This window comes from Streptomyces sp. NPDC045287, from assembly GCF_056432325.1.
In genome coordinates this window covers 211,117-230,400 of the sequence record NZ_JBWKJG010000004.1, presented here as the reverse complement: position 1 = coordinate 230,400, position 19,284 = coordinate 211,117, and the positions used below count along the sequence as shown (strand labels likewise).

Annotated in this window: 17 protein-coding genes and 1 pseudogene; 10 read left to right on the top strand and 8 right to left on the bottom strand. The window is 73.2% G+C overall.

The genetic code is table 11. The annotated features are described in order from the left end of the window. The first annotated feature begins 33 nt into the window (after positions 1-33). The 4 genes and pseudogenes from AC07D6_RS09315 (at position 34) to AC07D6_RS09300 (ending at position 2,919) form a co-directional block, all read left to right on the top strand. Entirely contained in the window at positions 34-1,692 is a 1,659-nt protein-coding gene (locus AC07D6_RS09315; RefSeq protein WP_391652621.1) for an acyl-CoA carboxylase subunit beta, read from the top strand. Positions 1,693-1,745: 53 nt separating this feature from the next. After that, on the top strand, positions 1,746-1,925 hold the full coding sequence (locus AC07D6_RS09310; protein ID WP_479043120.1) for a hypothetical protein: 180 nt from the start codon (positions 1,746-1,748) through the stop codon (positions 1,923-1,925). 172 nt (positions 1,926-2,097) lie between these two features. Continuing rightward, positions 2,098-2,322, top strand: a pseudogene (locus AC07D6_RS09305) (AfsR/SARP family transcriptional regulator); the annotation flags it as partial. Positions 2,323-2,388: 66 nt separating this feature from the next. Next, complete coding sequence (locus AC07D6_RS09300; protein WP_315875874.1) at positions 2,389-2,919, top strand: AfsR/SARP family transcriptional regulator; 531 nt, start codon at positions 2,389-2,391, stop codon at positions 2,917-2,919. Between the two features lie 93 nt (positions 2,920-3,012). Here the strand turns inward: AC07D6_RS09300 and AC07D6_RS09295 are convergent, their stop codons facing one another. Genes AC07D6_RS09295 through AC07D6_RS09280 form a run of 4 tightly spaced genes read right to left on the bottom strand, consistent with a single transcriptional unit; the run spans position 3,013 to position 7,830 of the window. Further along, the gene (locus AC07D6_RS09295) at positions 3,013-4,149 is read right to left on the bottom strand and encodes an acyl-CoA dehydrogenase family protein (RefSeq protein ID WP_315875658.1); all 1,137 of its coding nucleotides are present in this window, start codon (positions 4,147-4,149) and stop codon (positions 3,013-3,015) included. Positions 4,150-4,190: 41 nt separating this feature from the next. Continuing rightward, the gene (gene rfbH, locus AC07D6_RS09290; protein WP_315875657.1) at positions 4,191-5,489 is read right to left on the bottom strand and encodes a lipopolysaccharide biosynthesis protein RfbH; all 1,299 of its coding nucleotides are present in this window, start codon (positions 5,487-5,489) and stop codon (positions 4,191-4,193) included. After that, positions 5,486-6,523: a Gfo/Idh/MocA family protein gene (locus tag AC07D6_RS09285; RefSeq protein WP_315875656.1), complete on the bottom strand. Its 1,038-nt coding sequence runs from the start codon at positions 6,521-6,523 to the stop codon at positions 5,486-5,488. Before AC07D6_RS09285 ends, rfbH begins: the two co-directional genes overlap by 4 nt. Then, a complete protein-coding gene (locus AC07D6_RS09280; RefSeq protein WP_315875655.1) occupies positions 6,520-7,830 on the bottom strand; it encodes an NDP-hexose 2,3-dehydratase family protein in 1,311 nt (436 codons plus the stop codon). Before AC07D6_RS09280 ends, AC07D6_RS09285 begins: the two co-directional genes overlap by 4 nt. Before the next feature lie 194 nt (positions 7,831-8,024). On the opposite strand from AC07D6_RS09280, the gene AC07D6_RS09275 reads away from it, so the two are divergent. Genes AC07D6_RS09275 through AC07D6_RS09265 form a run of 3 tightly spaced genes read left to right on the top strand, consistent with a single transcriptional unit; the run spans position 8,025 to position 10,722 of the window. Then, the gene (locus AC07D6_RS09275; protein WP_479043118.1) at positions 8,025-9,176 is read left to right on the top strand and encodes a nucleotide disphospho-sugar-binding domain-containing protein; all 1,152 of its coding nucleotides are present in this window, start codon (positions 8,025-8,027) and stop codon (positions 9,174-9,176) included. A 12-nt stretch (positions 9,177-9,188) separates the two neighbouring features. Then, positions 9,189-9,758, top strand: a complete 570-nt coding sequence (locus tag AC07D6_RS09270) for a dTDP-4-dehydrorhamnose 3,5-epimerase family protein (RefSeq protein WP_315875653.1) — start codon at positions 9,189-9,191, stop codon at positions 9,756-9,758. A gap of 4 nt (positions 9,759-9,762) precedes the next feature. Beyond that, positions 9,763-10,722, top strand: coding sequence for an NAD-dependent epimerase/dehydratase family protein (locus AC07D6_RS09265; protein ID WP_479043117.1), 960 nt, complete (start codon positions 9,763-9,765; stop codon positions 10,720-10,722). A 218-nt stretch (positions 10,723-10,940) separates the two neighbouring features. Here the strand turns inward: AC07D6_RS09265 and AC07D6_RS09260 are convergent, their stop codons facing one another. The 4 genes from AC07D6_RS09260 to AC07D6_RS09245 form a co-directional block, all read right to left on the bottom strand. Beyond that, positions 10,941-12,203, bottom strand: coding sequence for a DUF6365 family protein (locus AC07D6_RS09260; RefSeq protein WP_479043116.1), 1,263 nt, complete (start codon positions 12,201-12,203; stop codon positions 10,941-10,943). Between the two features lie 32 nt (positions 12,204-12,235). Further along, positions 12,236-13,387, bottom strand: coding sequence for a DegT/DnrJ/EryC1/StrS family aminotransferase (locus tag AC07D6_RS09255; RefSeq protein WP_479043115.1), 1,152 nt, complete (start codon positions 13,385-13,387; stop codon positions 12,236-12,238). Between the two features lie 60 nt (positions 13,388-13,447). Continuing rightward, on the bottom strand, positions 13,448-14,584 hold the full coding sequence (locus tag AC07D6_RS09250; protein WP_479043113.1) for a nucleotide disphospho-sugar-binding domain-containing protein: 1,137 nt from the start codon (positions 14,582-14,584) through the stop codon (positions 13,448-13,450). Positions 14,585-14,660: 76 nt separating this feature from the next. Continuing rightward, the gene (locus tag AC07D6_RS09245; protein WP_479043111.1) at positions 14,661-15,482 is read right to left on the bottom strand and encodes a class I SAM-dependent methyltransferase; all 822 of its coding nucleotides are present in this window, start codon (positions 15,480-15,482) and stop codon (positions 14,661-14,663) included. A 139-nt stretch (positions 15,483-15,621) separates the two neighbouring features. Here AC07D6_RS09245 and AC07D6_RS09240 point away from each other — a divergent pair, with 139 nt between their 5' ends. The 3 genes from AC07D6_RS09240 (at position 15,622) to AC07D6_RS09230 (ending at position 19,062) form a co-directional block, all read left to right on the top strand. Further along, positions 15,622-16,710 (top strand): glucose-1-phosphate thymidylyltransferase, encoded by a 1,089-nt coding sequence (locus tag AC07D6_RS09240; RefSeq protein WP_479043109.1) that lies wholly within the window; start codon positions 15,622-15,624, stop codon positions 16,708-16,710. Continuing rightward, on the top strand, positions 16,707-17,675 hold the full coding sequence (gene rfbB / locus AC07D6_RS09235) for a dTDP-glucose 4,6-dehydratase (protein WP_479043107.1): 969 nt from the start codon (positions 16,707-16,709) through the stop codon (positions 17,673-17,675). The genes AC07D6_RS09240 and rfbB overlap by 4 nt, the downstream gene beginning before the upstream one ends. Positions 17,676-17,823: 148 nt before the next feature. Then, positions 17,824-19,062, top strand: coding sequence for an MFS transporter (locus tag AC07D6_RS09230; protein WP_315875645.1), 1,239 nt, complete (start codon positions 17,824-17,826; stop codon positions 19,060-19,062). Positions 19,063-19,284: the final 222 nt, after the last annotated feature.

Sequence of the window (19,284 nt, the reverse complement as noted above, 5' to 3'; positions counted from 1 at the left end):
GCAGGGGCCGAACTCCTCTCGGAAAGGGCACGCGTGAGCATCGTCGACGACACCCCACAGACCGACCGGACGGAGCCGGCACCGCCCCGCAGGGCCGCCGCCCGCCCGCCGCGGCCCGCGCCGCCGGAGCCCGGCCCGGCGGGTGACCTGCGGTCGCGCGTGGAGGAGCTGCGGGAGCTGCGCGACCGCGTCCTGGCCGGACCGGGCGACAAGGCCACCGCGGCCCAGCACGCCCGGGGCAAGCTGACGGTCCGCGAGCGCCTGGAGCTCCTCTTCGACAAGGGCACCTTCGTGGAGACCGAGGCGCTGCGCCGCCACCGCGCCACCGGCTTCGGCCTGGAGGACCGCCGGCCGCACACGGACGGCGTCGTCACCGGGTGGGGTGAGGTCGACGGGCGCACGGTCTTCGTGTACGCGCACGACTTCCGGATCTTCGGCGGCGCCCTCGGCGAGGCCCACGCCCAGAAGATCCACAAGATCATGGACCTGGCGCTGGCCGCGGGCGCGCCCGTCGTCGGACTGTGCGACGGGGCGGGCGCCCGCATCCAGGAGGGCGTCACCGCGCTGGCCGGCTACGGCGGCATCTTCCAGCGCAACGTGCGCGGGTCGGGGGTCATCCCCCAGATCAGCGTCATCATGGGCCCGTGCGCGGGCGGCGCGGCGTACTCCCCGGCCCTGACCGACTTCGTCTTCATGGTGCGCGGCACCTCGCAGATGTTCATCACGGGCCCCGACGTCGTCCAGGCCGTCACCGGCGAGCAGATCGGCCACGACGCGCTGGGCGGCGCCGACGTGCACGCGCGGACCTCGGGCGTCGCGGCGTTCGCGTACGACGACGAGGAGAGCTGCCTGGAGGACGTACGGCACCTGCTGGCGTACCTGCCCGCCAACAACCGGGAACTGCCGCCCGCCGAACCCGTCCACGACCCCGTGGACCGGCGCTGCGAAGCGCTGGCGGACCTGGTGCCCGCCGATCCCCAGCGCGCCTACGACATGCGCCACGTCATCGCCGAAATCGCCGACGACGGCGAGTACTTCGAGGTCCACGAGCTGTGGGCGGCCAACGTGGTCTGCGCCCTGGCACGGCTGGGCGGCCAGACCGTGGGCTTCGTGGCCAACCAGCCGCTGGTGACGGCCGGGGTCCTGGACATCGAGGCGTCCGAGAAGGCGGCGCGCTTCGTCCAGTTCTGCGACGCCTTCAACATCCCCCTGGTCACCCTGGTCGACGTGCCCGGCTTCCTGCCCGGCGTCGACCAGGAGCACGGGGGCGTCATCCGGCACGGCGCCAAGCTGCTGTACGCGTACTGCAACGCGACGGTGCCGAGGGTGCAGGTGATCCTGCGCAAGGCGTACGGCGGCGCGTACATCGTCATGGACTCGCGCTCCATCGGCTGCGACGTCTCGCTCGCCTGGCCGACCAACGAGATCGCCGTCATGGGCGCGGAGGGCGCCGCCAACGTCGTCTTCCGCCGCGAGATCGCCGCCTCGCCGGACCCCGAGGAGACCCGGCGCGCCCGCATCGAGGAGTACCGCAGGGAGCTGATGCACCCGTACTACGCGGCCGAGCGCGGGCTCGTCGACGACGTCATCGACCCGGCCGACACGAGGACGGAACTGATCCGAGCCCTGGACATGCTGCGGCACAAGCACGCGCAGCTGCCCGGCCGCAAGCACGGGAACCAGCCCCAGTGAGCGGGACGTGGCGCATCACGCGCGGGTCCCCGGCCCCGGAGGAGACGGCCGCGGTGACCGTGGTGCTGGCAGCGGTCCTGGCCTCCGCCGCGGCGGCGGAGGAGGAGGCGGCGGCGCGGGTACGGCGGACGGGGCGCGCCGGGCGGGCGGGGTGGCCGTCCGTCGTGTCCGCGCACGGGGCGGCGCGCTCCTGGACCACCGCCCCCGGCCCCGGCTGGAAGAATGCGGGATAGGCCGGAGAACGGCCGGATTTCGCACCCCCTGACTCTTTTCACACCCCTCGCCGGAGGGACATGACATTTCCCTCCTGTGAAACCTCGGCTTCGCGCCCGTTGATCTACTGTGGAGTTGTTGGCCAGATAGCTGAAGGGCAAGTCGACTGAACGACACCATGGGGGTGCTCCAATGCGATTCAATCTGATCGGGCCATTCGAAATCATCACGGAAGACGGCCGTTCCCGCCTACCGAGCACGCCGAAAGTGTGCCAGTCGCTGGCACTGCTCCTCACCAGGCCCAACGAGACCGTGAGCTCGGATTCGCTGATCCGGGAACTCTGGGGCGAAGCCCCGCCGAAGAGCGCGCTGACGACCCTTCAGACCTACATTTATCACGCGCGTAAACTTTTTGTAAGCGAAGGGATCGTGGCACCCGAACGTACCCTTCTCGTAACCCGCGCGCCTGGATATGTTATTCAGGTGGAGGACGACGAGGTCGACGTCAAGATATTCGAGAACCTCATCGCACGCGGCCAGAAAGCGCTTCAGGACGACGAGCCGGAACGCGCCCTCGGCCTCCTGCGCCGGGCCCTCGCCCTGTGGCGGGGCCCCGCCCTGTCCAACATCCCCGCCGGGGACGTGCTCACCGGCCGCATCGTCCACCTGGAGGAGCTGCGCATCCGGGGCCTCCAACTGCGCATCGAGGCGGAGATCCGGCTCGGCCGGCAGCGCGACGCCATCCCGGAGCTGTCCGAGCTGGTCAACGAGTACCCGCTCAACGAGTGGTTCCACGGCCAGTTGATCTCCGCCCTCAACCACTCGGGCCGCCGCGCCGAGGCGCTCCAGGCCTACCGCACCCTGCACCGCATCCTCGACCGGGAACTGGGCCTGGAACCCTCGCCGGAACTCCAGCGGCTCCAACTGGCGGTGCTGAACCCGCCGTCGTCCCCCCACTCCCCGGTGCGCCGGTTCCCCGTCCAGCGGGACCACCGCACCGCCACCGCCGTGTGAGGAACACCACCGACCCGGCCCCGTGCGCACCGACGGCCACGGCCGGCCCCGTGTGGGGCCGGCCGTGGCCGTCGGCACGGGGGGCCGGACCCCTCAGCGGCCCGGCGCCCCGACCAGCCGCGCGTAGGCGCTCGCCGCCGGTGCCCACTGGAGCCCGCTGTGCCCCGCGCCGCAGTTCACGTCGCGCCAGTGCCGTTGCAGCGCCTCCGCCTCGGCCTGGCCCCGGGTGCCGGCGGTGCGCAGCAGCCCGTCCACCACCGCGGCCAGCCGCTCCGCCGCCAGCGCGCAGTCGCGGGCGTTCCTGGCCGTCTCCACCGCGGTGACCCCGCCCCGGTCGACGACCCGGGCCGCCCGGCCGAGCAACAGCTCCACCGCGTCGAGCTCTCCCTCCGCCCGCGCGAGCACCTGCTCGTACGGGCCGGGGTCGGGCCCGCCGGAGATCGCCCCGCCCGGAGCCGCCAGCTTCGCCCCGGTCAGCTCCCGCCACCGCCGCAGCGCGCCGCGGGCCGCGCCCAGGAGGGGCGCCGCCAGCGTCAGCCCGTTGCCGGCCTTCAGCGGCACCCGGTGGCAGGGTGCGGACCCCTCGGACGCCTCGCCCCGGAGCACCACTTCCAGCGGCACCGACCGCTCGTCCGGCACGACGACGTCGTCCAGCACCACCGTGTGGCTGCCGGTGCCCCGCATGCCGATCACGAACCACGAATCGACGACGGCGTGGTCGGCGCGGGGCACCGCGAGCACCCGTACGGCCGTCCGCCCCGCCTCCTCCGTCCGTGCCGCGACCAGCGTCCAGTCGGCGAAGTCGACCCCGCTGACGTACGCCCACTCGCCCCGGACCCGCCAGCCGCCCGGGACCCGCTGTGCCGTCCCCGCCGGCATCAGCCCGGCGACCACCACCGTGCCGGCGCCCTTCTCCCAGACGGCCGCCCGGCCCTCCGCGGGCAGGTGCGCCGTCATCCGGCCCGCGCTCGCGGTGACCGAGGCGACCCACGCCGCCGACGCGCACTCCTCGCCGAGCACGGCGACGGCCTCCAGCAGCCCGGTGAACGTGCCGGGGGAGCGGCCCGGCAGGTCCGGGGCGAAGTGGTGCGGGAAGCCGGCGGCGATCAACGCCTCCGCCACCGCGGGGTGCAGCCGGCGCCGCTCCTCGGCGGTCGCGGCGTGCGCGGCGGCGAGCGGCGCCACGTCGCGGGCCGCCGAGGCCAGGGACGACTGGTGTGCGTGGGGCATGGTGAACCTTCCTGCCGCGTCGCCGCGGCCCGGCACGGACGTCAGGAGTTCTTCACCGCGTAGTCGCGGACGGACTCGGCGATGTAGCGGACCATCTCCTCGGTCAGGCCCGGGTAGACCCCGACCCAGAAGGTGTGCCCGGCGACGATGTCGCTGTTGGCGAGCGAACCGCTGATGCGGTGCGGCCGGTCGAGGTACGCCGGGTGACGGGTGAGGTTCCCGGCGAAGAAACGACGGGTGCCGATCTTCCGGCCCTCCAGGAAGGCCACCAGCCCCTCGCGGGTGTAGCCGGCGTCGGGCTTGACGGTCAGCGCGAAGCCGAACCAGCTCGGATCGCTGTCCTCGGTGGCGCGCGGCAGGATCAGCCCCGGCACGCCGTCCAGCGCCTCCCGCAGGAACCGCCAGTTGGCGCGGCGGGCCGCCCCGAACGCGTCGAGCTTGCCGAGCTGGCTCAGCCCCAGGGCGGCCTGGAGGTCGGTGGACTTCAGGTTGTAACCGACGTGCGAGAAGATGTACTTGTGGTCGTAGCCGTGCGGCAGCGTGCCCATCTGGTAGTCGAACCGCTTGAAGCAGCGGTTGTCCTCGCCCGGCTCGCACCAGCAGTCCCGGCCCCAGTCGCGCATCGACTCCACGATCCGCGCCAGGACCAGGTTGTCCGTCAGCACGCAGCCGCCCTCGCCCATCGCGATGTGGTGGGCCGGGTAGAAGCTCGTGGTCGCGATGTCGCCGAAGGTGCCGGTGAGCCGGCCGCGGTAGGTCGAGCCCACCGCGTCGCAGTTGTCCTCGATGAGGAACAGGTCGTGCTCCTCGGCGATCCGGGCGACCTCCTCGACGGCGAACGGATTGCCGAGCGCGTGCGCGACCATGATCGCCCTGGTGCGGGGCCCGACGGCCTCCGCGATCCGTTCGGCCGTGGCGTTGTAGGTGCCCAGCTCCACGTCGACGAAGACCGGCACCAGGCCGTTCTGGATGATGGGGTTGACGGTGGTCGGGAAGCCGGCCGCGACCGTGATCACCTCGTCGCCGGGCCGCAGCCTGCGGTCCTCCAACTGCGGCGAGGTGAACGCCGACAGCGCCAGCAGGTTGGCCGAGGAACCGGAGTTGGCCAGGTGCGCCTTGCGCAGCCGGAAGTAGCGGGCGAACTCCCGCTCGAACCGCCGCGAACTGACGCCGGCCGCGATCCGCATGTCCAGCGCGGCCTCCACCAGCGCGACCCGGTCCTCCGCGTCGAACACCGCGCCCGAGGGCCACACCGCGGTCCGGCCCGGCTCGAACTCCTTCTCGTCCGAGCCGTGGTACTCGCGCACCTGCTCCAGGATGCGGGCCTTGGCGTCCTTCATCGGTCCTCGCCTTCCACGGCGTCTCGCGCCGGTCGTGGAGCCGGCCGCACGCCGCGGGTCCCGCTCCGATGGACATCTGCGATCAGCTCCGCCTGCCGGACGATCGCCTCACCGGCCGTGCCGGCTCCCGCCGCGACGGCCCGTACGAAGGCGTCGAGGGTGCCCGCGCACTGGTCGAACGGCTCCAGCTCCAGCCGCTCCGTGCCGTCGCTCCGCTCCACCACCAGCACGGGCCGGTGGTCCGCCGGCGGGGTGAAGGCCCGGTCCACGGTGAGCCGCCCGGCGCTGCCCACCACCTCGTACCGGGACGTGTAGTGGTGCTCCATGCCGAAGTACACCTGTGCGGTCACCCCGCCGGGCCCGGCCAGCAGGGCGGTGCCGGACACGTCCACCCCCCGGTCCCCGTCGGTCCGCAGGGTCGCGCCGACGACCTCCAGCCCGTCCCCGAGCAGGAACCGGGCGGCGTGCAGCGGGTACGACCCGACGTCGAAGAGGGCGCCGCCCCCGAGCTCCGGCCGGTAGCGGATGTCGTGTGCCGGCCGGGGCGGGATCGCGAACGCCGCGACCACGGTCCGGACCTCCCCGATGGCGCCCTCCCGGAGCAGCCGCCGCGCGTGGTGGTGCTGGGGGTGGTGGACGAACATGACGTTCTCCCTCAGCACCAGCCCCGCCGCACGGGCCGCGCCGACGAGCCGCGCCGTGTCCGCCACGCACGTCGTCAGCGGCTTCTCCGCCAGCACGTGCTTGCCGGCCGCCAGCGCCTTTTCCACCCACGGGGCGTGCAGCGCGGCCGGCAGCGGGACGTACACGGCGTCGACGTCCGGGCGGGCGAGCAGCGCGTCGTACCCCTCCAGGGGGTCACCGCCGAACCGGTCGGTGACCTGCGCGGCCCGGGCGCCGCTCCGGCTGGCCACCGCCGCCAGGGTCACCCCCGGCACGGTGGCCAGGGCCGGCAGCACCCGCCGGACCGCGATGTCGGCGCACCCCAGCACCCCCAGGCGCACCGGCCGGCCGGCCACGGGTGTCGCGCTCACCGCAGGTACCTCAGGCACGTCAGCAGGTTCCGGGCCTCGACGTTCACGTAGCCGCTGTGCCGCACCAGGGCGCCGAGCTGCTCGGGCGTCATCCAGACGAAGTCGTCGCCCGGGTCGAGGGGGACGTCGTCCCCCGCCTCCACGACCAGGTAGCGGTTCTCGGCGTGGTGGAACCGGCCGCCCTCCTCGGAGTGGACGACGTCCAGCGTGACGCGGGACGGCGCGGCCCCCAGCACCTCGTCGAGGAAGCGCGGCCGCAGCTCGGCGGGGAGGTGCCGGTAGTTCTCCGGGGCGCACTGCACGGTCGGGCCGATCTCCAGCACGTCGCGGGAACCGGCTTCCGTCCGGGCCTGGACCAGCACGTGCGGCACGCCGTCCACGGCGCGGGTGAGGAACGCGACCACGCCGCGGGAGGCGGGGGCGAGCATCGGCTGCGACCAGCGGCTCACCTCGCGTCCCTCCGCCTCCACGTCCACGCCGACCACGGAGAAGTAGAGGCCCTCCTCGTGCTCCACGCGCTCGCCGCCCACGGACCAGCCCTCGACCTTGGACAGGGGCACGCGGCGCCGCTCCAGCCGGCGCCCGACCTTCGCCTCGGTGAACCAACTGAGCAGCTCCGCCATCCGGTGCAGCCCGCGGTCCTCGGCCCCGCCGCCGCCGAACCTCCCCCCGTACGTCCCGGGGAGGCCGGACAGCACGGTCCGGGTGTCCATGTTGACCAGGTTCTCCACGCTCAGCAGGTCGCCGATCTGCTCCAGCGTCAGCCAGCAGAAGTCGTCCCGGAGCGGCACGTCCTCCGTCGTCTCGACGACCATGTTGCGGTTCCGCTTCCCCAGGAACCACGAGCCCTGCTCGGACTGGAGGGAGTCGAAGACGACACGGCCGCGGCGCGGTGCGAGGAAGTGGTCCAGGTACGGGACGGCGCCGCCGCGGTGCACCCGGGTGAAGTTGCTCCGGGTCGCCTGCACCGTCGGCGAGAGCTGGAGCAGGTTGATGTTCCCCGGCTCCATCTTGGCCTGGAGCAGGAAGTGGGGGACGCCCCCGAACTCCTTGACCAGGATGCCCAGGATGCCGGACTCCGGCTGCACGATGATCGGCTGCTGCCAGGAGTCGACCTCCCGGTGGTCGGTGTCCACCTGGAGCCCCTCGACGGTGAAGAACCGTCCGCTGGCGTGCCGGAGGTCGCCCGTGGCCGGGTCGAAGGACCAGCCGTCGAGCCGGTCCAACGGCGTGAGGGTGACCACGTGCCGCTGGGCCCGCCGGCGTTCGGCGTACCAGCCGTGGACTTCGGACGTGTGCCGGAACACGGCGGCCTCCTCGTAGGTGGGGTGCGTTCTCGTGGAGGGGAGGCCGGACGGCGGCTCGCGGTGGTCCCCTCGGTCCCGCCCAGCGTTCGGCACGCCCTTCGAGAACCGCTCGAAGGTCCGTAAGCACGGACCGCGCACCCCCGTGGGGGAGCGCCTTCGAGCGAGGCTCGAAGGGCGGACCCGACGATGCGGCCATGAAGATTCTTTTCGTGGGGGGAAACGGTGCCGGGACGATCTTCCCGGACATCCCGCTGGCCCAGGCGACCCGGAACGCGGGCCATGAAGTGATCATGACGGGCCCCGAGGTGACCATGTCGGCCATCCTCGGCTCGGGCATTCCCGCGGTCTCCGTCACCGAGCGCACGATCCAGGACTGCCGGGTGAACCGGGAGGGCGTCCTCGTGCCGACGCCGGCCCGCGGCCCGGAGCGCAACATCGCCATCGGGCGCATGTTCGGGCGGCTCGCGGCGCACTCGTTCGACGCCCTGATCGACCTGGTGGAGCAGTGGCGCCCCGACCTGGTGGTCAGCAACGTCCTCGCGTACGCCGGTCCGCTCGTCGCCCACCACGCCGGCGTCCCCTGGGTGCGGTTCGCCACCGACATCGCCGAGCCCCTCGACATCGACCTCGCGGCCGCCGCCGAACTGGCTCCCGAGATGGAGCGCCTCGGCCTGCACGGGACGCCGCCGCCCGCGTTCTCCGTCACCCTCATGCCGGAGAGCGTGCGCCCCCCCACCGCCCCCGTGGCCCTGCCGCTGCGCCACATCCCGTGCAGCACGCAGAGCGCCCTCGAACCCTGGATGTACACCAAGGGGGACCGGCCCCGCGTCCTGGTGAGCGCGGGCAGCAGGGTCACCCCCGACGACGACTTCGACCTGCTCAACGGCCTGGTCGAGAAGGTGGCGCCGCTCGACATCGAGCTGCTGATCGCCACCCCCGACGACGTCGCGGCCCGGCTGGAGCTCCCCGAGGGCGCACGGGCCGGCTGGCTGCCCGTGGACGTCCTCGCCCCCACCTGCGACGTGATGGTCCACCACGCGGGCGGCAACATCACCCTCACCTGCCTGGCCAACGGAGTGCCGCAGGTGTTCGTCCCGTACCTGCCGGGCCTGGAGGAGCACAGCGCGCGCATCGCCGACCAGGGCGCCGCGCGGCTGATCGACCCCGACGACGACAGCGCGGCCAACATCGCCGGCGCCGTCCGCGACCTGCTGGAGGACCCGTCGTACCGGACCGCGGCCCTGCGGCTGCGCGACGAGGTGGAGCGGATGCCCGTCCCCGCCCAGGTGGTGCGCGACCTGGAGCGGGTGGTCGCCGCCCACCGGGAATCCACGGCCGCGAAGTGAGGTGGCCCCATCGTGCGAGTTGCGGAGACGGCCGTTCCGGGAGCCTACGTCATCACCCCGGAGCAACTGGCCGACGACCGGGGGACGTTCTACGAGTCGCTGCGGACCGACCTGCTGGAAGAGGCGATCGGCCGGCCCTTCCGGCCCCGGCAGATCAACTTCTCGGTCTCGCGCCGGAACGTCCTGCGCGGACTGCACGGGGTCGCCGTCCCGCCCGGCCAGGCCAAGTACGTCTCCTGCGTGCGCGGTGCGCTGCGGGACGTCATCGTCGACCTGCGGACCGGCTCACCCACCTTCGGCACCCACGCGGTCACGGAGCTGGACGCCGACTCCGGCCGCTGCCTCTTCATCCCCGAGGGCGTGGCCCACGGCTTCCTCAGCCTCGCGGACGACACCTGCATCTGCTACGTCGTGTCCACCACGTACGTACCGGGGACGCAGATCAACATCGATCCCCTCGATCCCGACCTGGACCTGCCGTGGGGCTTCACCGAGCCGCCGCTGATCTCCGACCGGGACGCCGGCGCGGCGTCGCTGAAGGAGACGCTCGCCGCGGGCGTCCTGGCCGAGTGGCGGGGGTGAGCCGATGACGGGCACCTCGGTCGTCGTCCTGGGGGCCACCGGCTTCCTCGGACGCCACCTCTGCGACGCGTTCCGGTCCGCGGGGGCGCGGGTGACGGGGGTCTCCCGGGGCCACCCCGGCAGCTCCGCCCCGCCGTCCGTACGGCGCTGGGAACACCTCGACCCCCTGCGGGAACCGCCGGCCCGGCTCGCCCGGCTGCTCGACGAGGTGGCGGCCGACACCGTCGTGAACGCCGCCGGGCAGGTCTGGGGCGTCACCCCCGAGCAGCAGGAGGCCGCCAACGCGGACCTCGTGGGCCGGCTCCTGGACGCCGTCGCCGCCGCACCGCGGCGCCCGCGGCTCGTCCAGCTCGGCACGGTCCACGAGTACGGGCCGGGGACCGCCGGCCGGCCGTTCGCGGAGGACCACCCGCCGGCCCCCGACACCGCGTACGGGCGGACCAAGCTGCGCGCCACCCGGGCCGTGCTGGACGCCGCCGGCACGTCCGGCGTGGACGGGGTGGTCCTGCGGATCTCCAACGTCTGCGGCGCCGGCGCGCCCACCGGGAGCCTGCTCGGCTCCCTCGCCGCCCGGCTCGCCGCGCACCGCGGGCCCGGCCCGATGGAGTGGGACCTGGCACCGGCGACCGCCCGGCGGGACTTCGTCGACGCCGGGGACGTCGCCGACGCGGTCGTCGCCTGCGCCCGGGCCCCCCGCGCGCGCGTGGCCGGACGCGTCGTCAACGTGGGCAGCGGGCGGGCCGTCGTCGTGCAGGACGTGGTGGACCGCCTGGTGGAGCTGAGCGGCGTCCCGGTCCGCCGGTCGGCCGCCGCGCGGCCGGAGCCGGGCGCGGGGCCCGGCGGTTCCGCCAGTTCCGCGGCGGCCTGGCAGGCCCTGGACGTCACCCTCGCCCGCCGGGCCCTGGAGTGGCGGCCCCGCCGCGACCTGGACGACTCGCTGCGCGCCCTGCTCGCCGCGGTCTGAGCGGCGCGGTCCGGGCGATGCCGGTCCGGGCGGCGCGGTCCGGGCGTCACGTCACGGTCCGAGTGACGCGGTTGAGCGCCGCGGTCCGCCCGGCGCCGTCCGAGTGGCGCGGAAAGGCCCGGGACGGCACCAGCCGTCCCGGGCCTCCCCGCGTCCGGGCCCCGCGTCCGGACCCCCCGTCCGGACCCCGCGCCTGTGCCCGTGTCCGGACCCCGCCGTCAGACGGTCACGCCGCACCGGCGGGCCGCCGTCAGGAACACCTCGGCGGTCTCCGGCAGCTTCGCGATCGCGTCACGGTAGTCGGCCCGGGCCGCGGCGAGCCGGTCCCGCGTACCGGGGTCGTACAGCACGGCCTCCAACCCGGTCACCACCGACTCCTCGTCGAAGAGCTCGGTGCGCAGCGCGGTCGTGGTCAGCGGGTTGTCCTCCAGCAGGCGGCTCACGACCGCGTTCCACTGGAGCGGCCACATGTGGAACGGCGGCACCGGCCCGGGGAACCCGGCCAGCCAGGAGCGGACGGCGGGGGAGAGACCGCCGAAGGCGTCGGCCAGCCGCTGCAGCCCCGGCCCGCCGTCGATGTCGAAGGTGTTGACGGTGAACAGGCCCGGCACGTCGACCAGGACCGCCCGCTCCAGCGCGAAGGAGGGGAGGAACAGGCCGAGCACCGCGTCGGACGCGGCGAGCAGCGAGGCGTACCGCCCCGCGGTGTACGACTCCTCGACGTGCAGTCGGTCCTCCGGCAGCGTGAAGCCGTCGAGGTACGGCCCGACCGCCAGGAACCGCGTGCGCGACGGCAGCCGCCGCAGGTACTGCCCGACCAGGCGCGGCACCCGGACGGCCAGTTCGCGGGTGCGCGGCCCGGCCTGGGTCTGCATGATCCGCTGCCACGGCAGGGTGGGGAGCATCAGCAACCGCTCCCCGTCGCGGACCCCCAGCGACCGGCGCAGCTCCTTCCGGGCGGTGGGGGTGGGCGGCGCCGGCGTCCGGTCGGCGCGGTACGGGAGCCCCCGCCCGCCGGTGGCGTCCGGCCGGTTCGCGGGCACCGGCAGCAGGTGGGCGGGCGCGGTCAGGATGCGGTCGCTGACCTGGGTGGGCCGGCCGAGGAGTTCCAGTTCGAGGTTGGTGTTCTCCAGGTTCACCGAGTCGATGGGGATGACGGGCAGCCCGAAGTCGTCGACGAACCACGGGTCGATCCCGTAGTTGACGACGTGCGTGAGCCAGTGGGCCATGTAGTCGCTGAGGACGATCGCGTCCGGCCGCGACTCCCGCACGGCGCGGGCGACGACGTCGCGCACGCCCGGCCCCATGGAGGTGTCCACGAGGGTGTACGGGTGGCCGGCGGCGGCCAACTGGCCCTCGTTGTACCGGTCGACGACGAAGTGGGCGCCGATCCCGGCGTCCTTCAACTGCGCGGCCAGGTCGAGCCCGAGGGTGACCTCGTGCAGGGTCTGTCCGAGCGTGGCCATGAACAGCAGGCGCATGTCCCTCTCCCGTTCCCTTCTCCCCGGGCCGCTCAGAGGGCGCCGGCGGCCCGGCCGCGGTCCGCCACGGCCTCGCGCAGCCGCCGGGCGACCGTACGGACGTCGTCGTCGCTCAGCCCGTGGTGCAGGGGCAGGCACAGGGTCTCGCCCGCCGCCCGGTCGGTGGCGGGCAGCACTCGGTCGGAGCCGTAGGTGGGGACCTTGTGCAGCGGTGCGTACCGGAACGTGGTGTAGATGTCGGCGGCGAGCAGGTCGGCGGCGACGCCGTCGCGGATCGCGGCGTCCATCTGCACCCAGTAGAAGTAGTGCGAGGACGTGTGGTGGTCCGGCAGCGGCGGGGGCAGCCGCAGCCCCGCCACGTCGGCCAGCTCGTGGTCGTACCGCTTGACGATCTCCCGGCGGCGGGCGATGAACTCCGGCAGCCGGCGCAACTGCACCGTGCCGATCGCGGCGGTCAGGTCGTTGCCGATGACGCGGCGCCCGATCTCCGGCACCTCCAGCTCCCACCACCGGTGGGACACCTTGGCGTAGCCGAAGCCGGTGGCCTGCGTCAGGCCGTGGTAGGCCAGGCGCCGCATCCGCGCGGCCTGTTCGGCGTCGCGGACGTACAGCAGGCCCCCGTCGCCCGTGGTCAGGATCTTCGCCGCGTCCAGGGACCACATGGCCAGGTCCCCGAAGGTGCCCACGGCCCGGCCGTCCACCGTCGAGGCGATCGAGCAGGCCGAGTCCTCGATCAGGGTCAGGCCGCGCTCGCGGCAGCGCTCGGCGATCTCGGCCACGTGCCCGGGCTGGCCGCCGTAGTGCAGCAGCAGCACGGCCCGGGTGCGGGGCGTGAGGGCCGCCTCGACGTCCTCCCAGCGCGGGTTCATCGTCCGCGGGTCGACGTCGCAGAAGACGGGCCGGGCGCCGGACGCCAGGACGGCGTTGGCCGCGGCGAGGAAGCTCATCGACGGCATGACCACCTCGTCGCCCTCGGCGAGGCCCAGGGACTCGACGATGAGGAAGAGACCGGCCGTGCCGGAGGCCAGGAAGACGACCCGGTCCGGTTCGACGCCGAGGTGCTCGGCGAACGCCGCCTCGAACGCCTTGGTCCGCGGGCCGTGGCCGAGCCACTTGTCGCGGAACACGTCGGCGACGGCGGAGAGCTCCTCGTCACCGACCGCGGGCTGGAACAGATTGATCACGTGAATACCCTTCTCGCCCCTCTTGCGCCTTGAAGTCGTGGCTCCGGCCCGGCCGGAACGTCAGTGCCCGCGGGCCGCCAGCCGTTCGATCGCCGTCACGGCCTCGGCCGCCCCGGGCAGCCCGGCCACCTCGTCGGCCAGCGCCCGCGCCCGCTCCCGGTAGGAGGGCGTGGCGAGCATCTCCGCACAGACGCGCGCGACGGTCTCGGCGGAGTCGTCCGCGGGGTCGATCATCCGCGCCGCGCCGTAGTCGCTCAGCCGCCGGCTGTAGTCGACGCAGTAGGGCAGGTACGGGATGAGGACCTGCGGCACGCCGTAGGAGACGTAACCCATGGTGGTGTTGCCGCCCGCGTGGTGGACCACGAGGTCACAGGTGGGGGCCGCCAGGTGCAGCGGGATCCACCCGGCCCGCACGTGCCCGGGCAGCGGGCGCAGCTTCTCCGCCACGGACTCGGGGGTCGCGATGAGCAGCTCCACGTCCAGCTTCCCGACCTTGTCCACCAGCCCGCTCAGGATGTCGAAGTCCGACTCGGGGGTCACGCGGCTGCCGGCCGACACCAGGACGCGGGGCCGGTCCCCCTTGGCGTACATCCACGGCTCGACCCGCTTCTGCGTGGCGTAGGGCACGTAGCGCATCATCTGCGCGGGCGGTGCGTCCCCCGGGCGGAGGCTGGGCGGGCAGATGTCGACGAACAGGTCGGCGCGCGGCATGTCGTACAGGCCGAGCCGCTCCAGCTCGGGGCCGAGTTCGGCCGCCGCCCCCAGGTCGATGGTGCGCGGCTCGCCCATGTCGATGGCCTGCTTGACGTAGGGCACGCCGGCGTGGGCGGCGACGAGCGGCGCGGCGAAGGCCAGGGCCCCGCCCACCACCACGTCGGGCCGCCACCGGTCGGCCAGGTCCAGCAGCCCGTCCAGGCAGGAGGCCGCGTACCGGCCGAAGGTGCGGCCGTTGAAGATGTACCGCTCGTGCAGGTCCTCCGGGATGGGGACCCGGACGCCCCGGCGGTCGACGAGCGCGTCGTGCATGACCTTCGACGAGACGGCGACGCCGGGGATGCCCGCCTGGGTGATGGTGGGCATCACGTTCTCCGGGGCGGCCATGAAGACCTCGTGTCCGGCGTTGCGGGCGGCCTGGGCCAGCGGGACGATGCCGAAGATGACCCCGGAGGTGCCGCCCGCCACAAAGAGAATCCTCATGCGCAGATCGTCCGGAACGGGCCTCGAACCCCGCTCGACACCCACTGGACGCCGCTTCCCCCCGGCCGGAGCCGGTTCAGGAGACCGGCTTGCGCGCGGTCGTGATGACGTACCCGAGGAGGTCGCGTTCGAGCTCCGAGATCTTGCCGATCATGGCCTTGAACTCCTCCGCGAACTCCCGCCCGCCCTTCTCCACGACCTTCGGGTAGTTGTCGGCGACGAGCTGGTCGATGCGGGCGGCCGACCGGTGCAGGTGCGGCGTGGCGTCCTCGTGGCGCACGATCTCCAGACCCGCGGCGCCGATCATCCCGGTGTACGCGTCGGCCGTCGGCAGCGAGTCCACGGTGAAGCCCTCGGTGAGGACGGCCCGCCACTCCTCGGTCAGGGGCCCGCTCTCGGTGTAGTCGGCGAGGACGAACACCCCGCCCGGGACCAGGACGCGGGCGATCTCCCGCAGCGCGGCCTGCCGGTCGGACAGGTACATCAGCGTCTCGACCGCCCACACGGCGTCGAACGACCCGTCCTCGTAGGGGAGCTTCATGGCGTCGACCCGCTCGAACCGGACCCGGTCGGCGACGCCGGCCTCCCGTGCGAGCCGGGTGCCCGTCTCGACCTGGTCCGCGCTCACGGTGATGCCGAGCGCGTCGCAGCCGGTGGCCTGCGCGAGCCGGATCGCCGGCCGCCCCTGGCCGCAGCCGACGTCCAGCAGCCGCTGCCCCGGGCCGAGCGCCACCTGCTCCACGAGCACGTCGGTCAGCCGGTCCTTGGGGTCGACGTCCGGATCGACGCCGTCCCAGTAACCGATGTGCAGGTTCTGCCCCATGAAGATTTCCCAGAGCCACCCCCGGTCGTCGTAGAACTCGCCGACCTCGTCGGGGGTCAGGGCACTCTCCGCCATCGACTCAGCTCCTTGTCGTCCGATGCGTGACGCCCCGGACGGTGTCAGGCGGAGTTCGACGGTGGCTCGAACCGGAGTCGAGCGTGGGACCGGAGGTTGTCCCTGACCGTATCTCCGTTCGAGAACCGCTGGGAAGCCCATGAAAGCGCTCGTACTGTCCGGAGGAGAGGGGACGCGTTTGCGTCCCTTCACGTACTCGATGGCGAAACAACTGGTCCCCGTGGCCAACAAGCCCGTTCTGGTGCACTGCCTGGAGAACCTGCGGAACATCGGTGTGAAGGAGACCGGCATCGTCGTCGGGGGCCACGGCGCGCAGATCGAGGAGGCGATCGGCGACGGCTCCCGCTTCGGCATGCGGATCACCTACCTCCGGCAGGAGGCGCCGCTGGGCCTGGCGCACTGCGTGACGCTCGCCGCCGAATTCCTCGGCGACGACGAGTTCGTCATGTACCTCGGCGACAACATCCTCGCCGAGGGCATCGCGAACGCGGCGGCGGAGTTCCGCCGGCGGCGCCCCGCCGCGCAGCTCCTCGTCACCAAGGTCGCCGACCCCCGGCAGTACGGTGTGGCGGAGGTGGACGCGGACGGCGTGGTGCGCGCCCTGGTCGAGAAGCCGACCGAACCGCGGGGCGACCTGGCGGTCATCGGCGCCTACTTCTTCACGTCGGCGGTCCACGAGGCCACCCGGGCCATCAGGCCCAGCGCCCGCGGCGAACTGGAGATCACCGACGCCCTCCAGTACCTGATCGAGGGCGGCTGGGCGGTCACCGCCCAGGAGTACGACGGCTACTGGAAGGACACCGGGAAGATCGACGACCTGCTGGAGTGCAACCGGGTGCTCCTGGAGCGGCTGGGCACCGACAGCGCCGGCGGCGCCGACCCGATGGCCGCCGGCGAGATCGACGCCACGACGGTGGTGGAGGGCCGGGTGGTCGTCGAGCCCGGCGCCCGCGTCACCGGATCGCACCTCACCGGCCCCGTGGTGATCGGGGCGGGCAGCGTCGTCCGGGACTGCCGGATCGGCCCGAACGTGGCCGTCGGACGGGACTGCGTCCTGGAGTCGGCGGGCATCGAGAACTCCATCGTCCTGGAGGGCGCCTCCATCACCGACGTCCCCGAGCTGAGCGGCTGCGTGATCGGCCGCTGGGCCCGGGTCAGCGCCCAGGACGGCGGCTCGCACAACCGGTTGATCATCGGAGACCACACACAAGCGGAGGTGCCGGTATGAGGATCCTCGTCACGGGCGGTGCCGGATTCATCGGCTCCCACTACGTGCGCACCCTGCTCGCGGGCGGGTACGCGGGCTACGAGGACGCCCGGGTCACGGTCGTCGACAAGCTCACCTACGCGGGCAACACCGAGAACCTGCCGATGGGCCACGACCGGCTGACCTTCGTCCGCGGCGACGTGTGCGACCACGAGCTGATGCGGCGCGTGCTGCCCGGCCACGACGCCGTCGTGCACTTCGCCGCCGAGTCCCACGTGGACCGGTCCGTCGACGGCTCGATCGCCTTCGTCCACAGCAACGTCCTGGGCACGCAGAGCGTCCTCGACGCGTGCCTGCACACCGGGGTGCCCACCGTCGTCCACGTCTCCACCGACGAGGTGTACGGGTCGATCACCGAGGGCGCCTGGACCGAGGAGTCGCCCCTGCTGCCCAACTCGCCGTACTCCGCGTCCAAGGCGGGCAGCGACCTGCTGGCCCGCGCCTACCACCGCACGCACGGCCTCGACGTGCGCGTCACCCGCTGCTCCAACAACTACGGCACCCACCAGCACGTGGAGAAGCTGATCCCGCTGTTCGTCACGAACCTCCTGCGCGGCATCCCCGTGCCGCTGTACGGCGACGGCGGCAACGTGCGGGAGTGGCTGCACGTCGACGACCACTGCCGGGCGATCCAGCTCGTCCTGGACGCGGGCCGGGCCGGCGAGACGTACAACATCGGCGGCGCCACCAGCCTCACCAACCGCGAGATGACGGACCGGCTGCTCGAACTGTGCGGCGCCGACTGGTCGATGGTCCGCCACGTCGAGGACCGCAAGGGCCACGACCTGCGGTACGCCATCGACGACGGCAAGATCCGCGCCGAGCTGGGCTACGCCCCGCGCCGGACGCTGGACGAGGGGCTGAGGAGCGTCGTCGCCTGGTACCGCGACAACCCGGGCTGGTGGAAGCCCCTGCTGGACGCCTGAGCGGACCGGACGAGGGCCGCTGGAGCGCTGCTCGAACCCCCTGCGCGACCACCACCCGCGCGGTTGACCTGAACCGTGCTCGAGGTTGCACGATGCGATCACGACGACGCCGAGTCGCCCCAGCACCTTCGTTCCGAGGAGCCCCGCCATGGCCTTACCCGACCCCACCGCCCGACCCGCCCCGCGCGCTCCCCACCGGGCCATGCTGCTCGTCCTGCTGCTCGCCTCCACCCTCACGCTGATGGCCGGCGCCGTCATCGCCCCCGTCGTCGGCGTCATCCGCGGCGAACTCGGGGTCAGCGGGACCGGCGCCGGCCTCATCCTCACCGCACACGGCCTCTCGCTCGCCCTCGTCAGCCCCTTCGTGGGCTGGGCCATCGACCGCTTCGGCCTGCGCACACCGCTCGTCGGCGGACTCCTGCTGTACGGCGTCGCCGGCGGCACCGGCCTGGTCACGGAGTCGTACACCGCCCTGATCATCAGCCGGTTCGTCTTCGGCGTCGGCGCGGCGGCGGTGTTCGTCGGGACCACCGTCGCCCTCCTCGCGCTCTTCCAGGGCGAGCAGCGCGACCGGGTCGCCGGCTGGCGCTCCACCGCCCTCAGCCTCGGCGGCATCATCTGGCCGCTGATCGGCGGCGCGCTCGGCGGCCTGTCCTGGCACGCCCCGTTCGCGGTCTACCTCCTCGGCATCCCGGTCGGCCTCCTGACGCTCCTCGTGATGCCCGCCCTCCCCGCGGAGGGCCGCGCCAAGGGCGGCGGCGTCGTGACCCTGCTGCGCCGCCGGCCCGGCCTCCTGGTCTTCTACGCCTTCTCCTTCTTCGCCTCGTTCCTCCTCTACGTGCTGGCGGTCTTCCTGCCGCAGCGCCTCACCGAGGTCGACGTCGAGGAACCGTTCCTGATCGCGCTCATCACCACCAGCACCTCCGTCGGCGGCAGCCTCATCGGCCTGGTCTACGCCCGGATGAAGGCCCGCCTCGGCTACGTGAACCTGCTCCGCGTCGCCACCGTGGCCTGGGCGCTGTCGTTCCTGCTGATCGGCCTGAACGGCCAGTGGGTCTTCCTCACCCTGGCCGCCTTCGTCTTCGGCCTCGGCAGCGGCGTCGTCGTACCGGCCCTCGCGATGATGATCGGCGAATCCGCGCCCGCGGCCCAGCGCGGCCAGGCGATGTCCCTGTCCGGGACGGCCAACTTCACGGGCCAGTTCGTCGCCCCCCTCATCCTGGGCCCGGTCATCGGCGCCACCTCCATCGGCACCGGCTTCCTCGTCGGCTCCGCCCTGGCCGCCCTGGTCCTCCTGGCCCTCCTGACCTTCCCCGTCCCGTCCCCGAAACCCCCCGAGGCAACCCCCGACCCCGACAAGCCCTCCCCCGACACGGCCCCCGTGTGAAACCCCCCACCCACCCCAAGGCCCAGGCCTCCCGGCCTGGGCCTCCGTCTTTCCCCCACCCCATGCGGACGCGTCCCGCCCCAGCCCCGACCAGAACCCCCACCACACACCCGCCCGCGACACCCCCGACAGGACCCAAACCCGCACAAGGCTCTGGACGCCTCGTGTGCATCACGTATAGGTACTGGTCAGGCCGGTAGAGGTTCGCTGGGTCCCTCTCTC

Coding starts and splice junctions, on each gene's coding strand:
- AC07D6_RS09295 (WP_315875658.1), bottom strand. CDS start 4,149: ATGCCCCACGCACACCAGTCGTCCCTGGCCTCGGCGGCCCGCGACGTG.
- rfbH (WP_315875657.1), bottom strand. CDS start 5,489: ATGAAGGACGCCAAGGCCCGCATCCTGGAGCAGGTGCGCGAGTACCAC.
- AC07D6_RS09275 (WP_479043118.1), top strand. CDS start 8,025: ATGAAGATTCTTTTCGTGGGGGGAAACGGTGCCGGGACGATCTTCCCG.
- AC07D6_RS09265 (WP_479043117.1), top strand. CDS start 9,763: ATGACGGGCACCTCGGTCGTCGTCCTGGGGGCCACCGGCTTCCTCGGA.
- AC07D6_RS09260 (WP_479043116.1), bottom strand. CDS start 12,203: ATGCGCCTGCTGTTCATGGCCACGCTCGGACAGACCCTGCACGAGGTC.
- AC07D6_RS09250 (WP_479043113.1), bottom strand. CDS start 14,584: ATGAGGATTCTCTTTGTGGCGGGCGGCACCTCCGGGGTCATCTTCGGC.
- AC07D6_RS09245 (WP_479043111.1), bottom strand. CDS start 15,482: ATGGCGGAGAGTGCCCTGACCCCCGACGAGGTCGGCGAGTTCTACGAC.
- AC07D6_RS09240 (WP_479043109.1), top strand. CDS start 15,622: ATGAAAGCGCTCGTACTGTCCGGAGGAGAGGGGACGCGTTTGCGTCCC.
- rfbB (WP_479043107.1), top strand. CDS start 16,707: ATGAGGATCCTCGTCACGGGCGGTGCCGGATTCATCGGCTCCCACTAC.
- AC07D6_RS09230 (WP_315875645.1), top strand. CDS start 17,824: ATGGCCTTACCCGACCCCACCGCCCGACCCGCCCCGCGCGCTCCCCAC.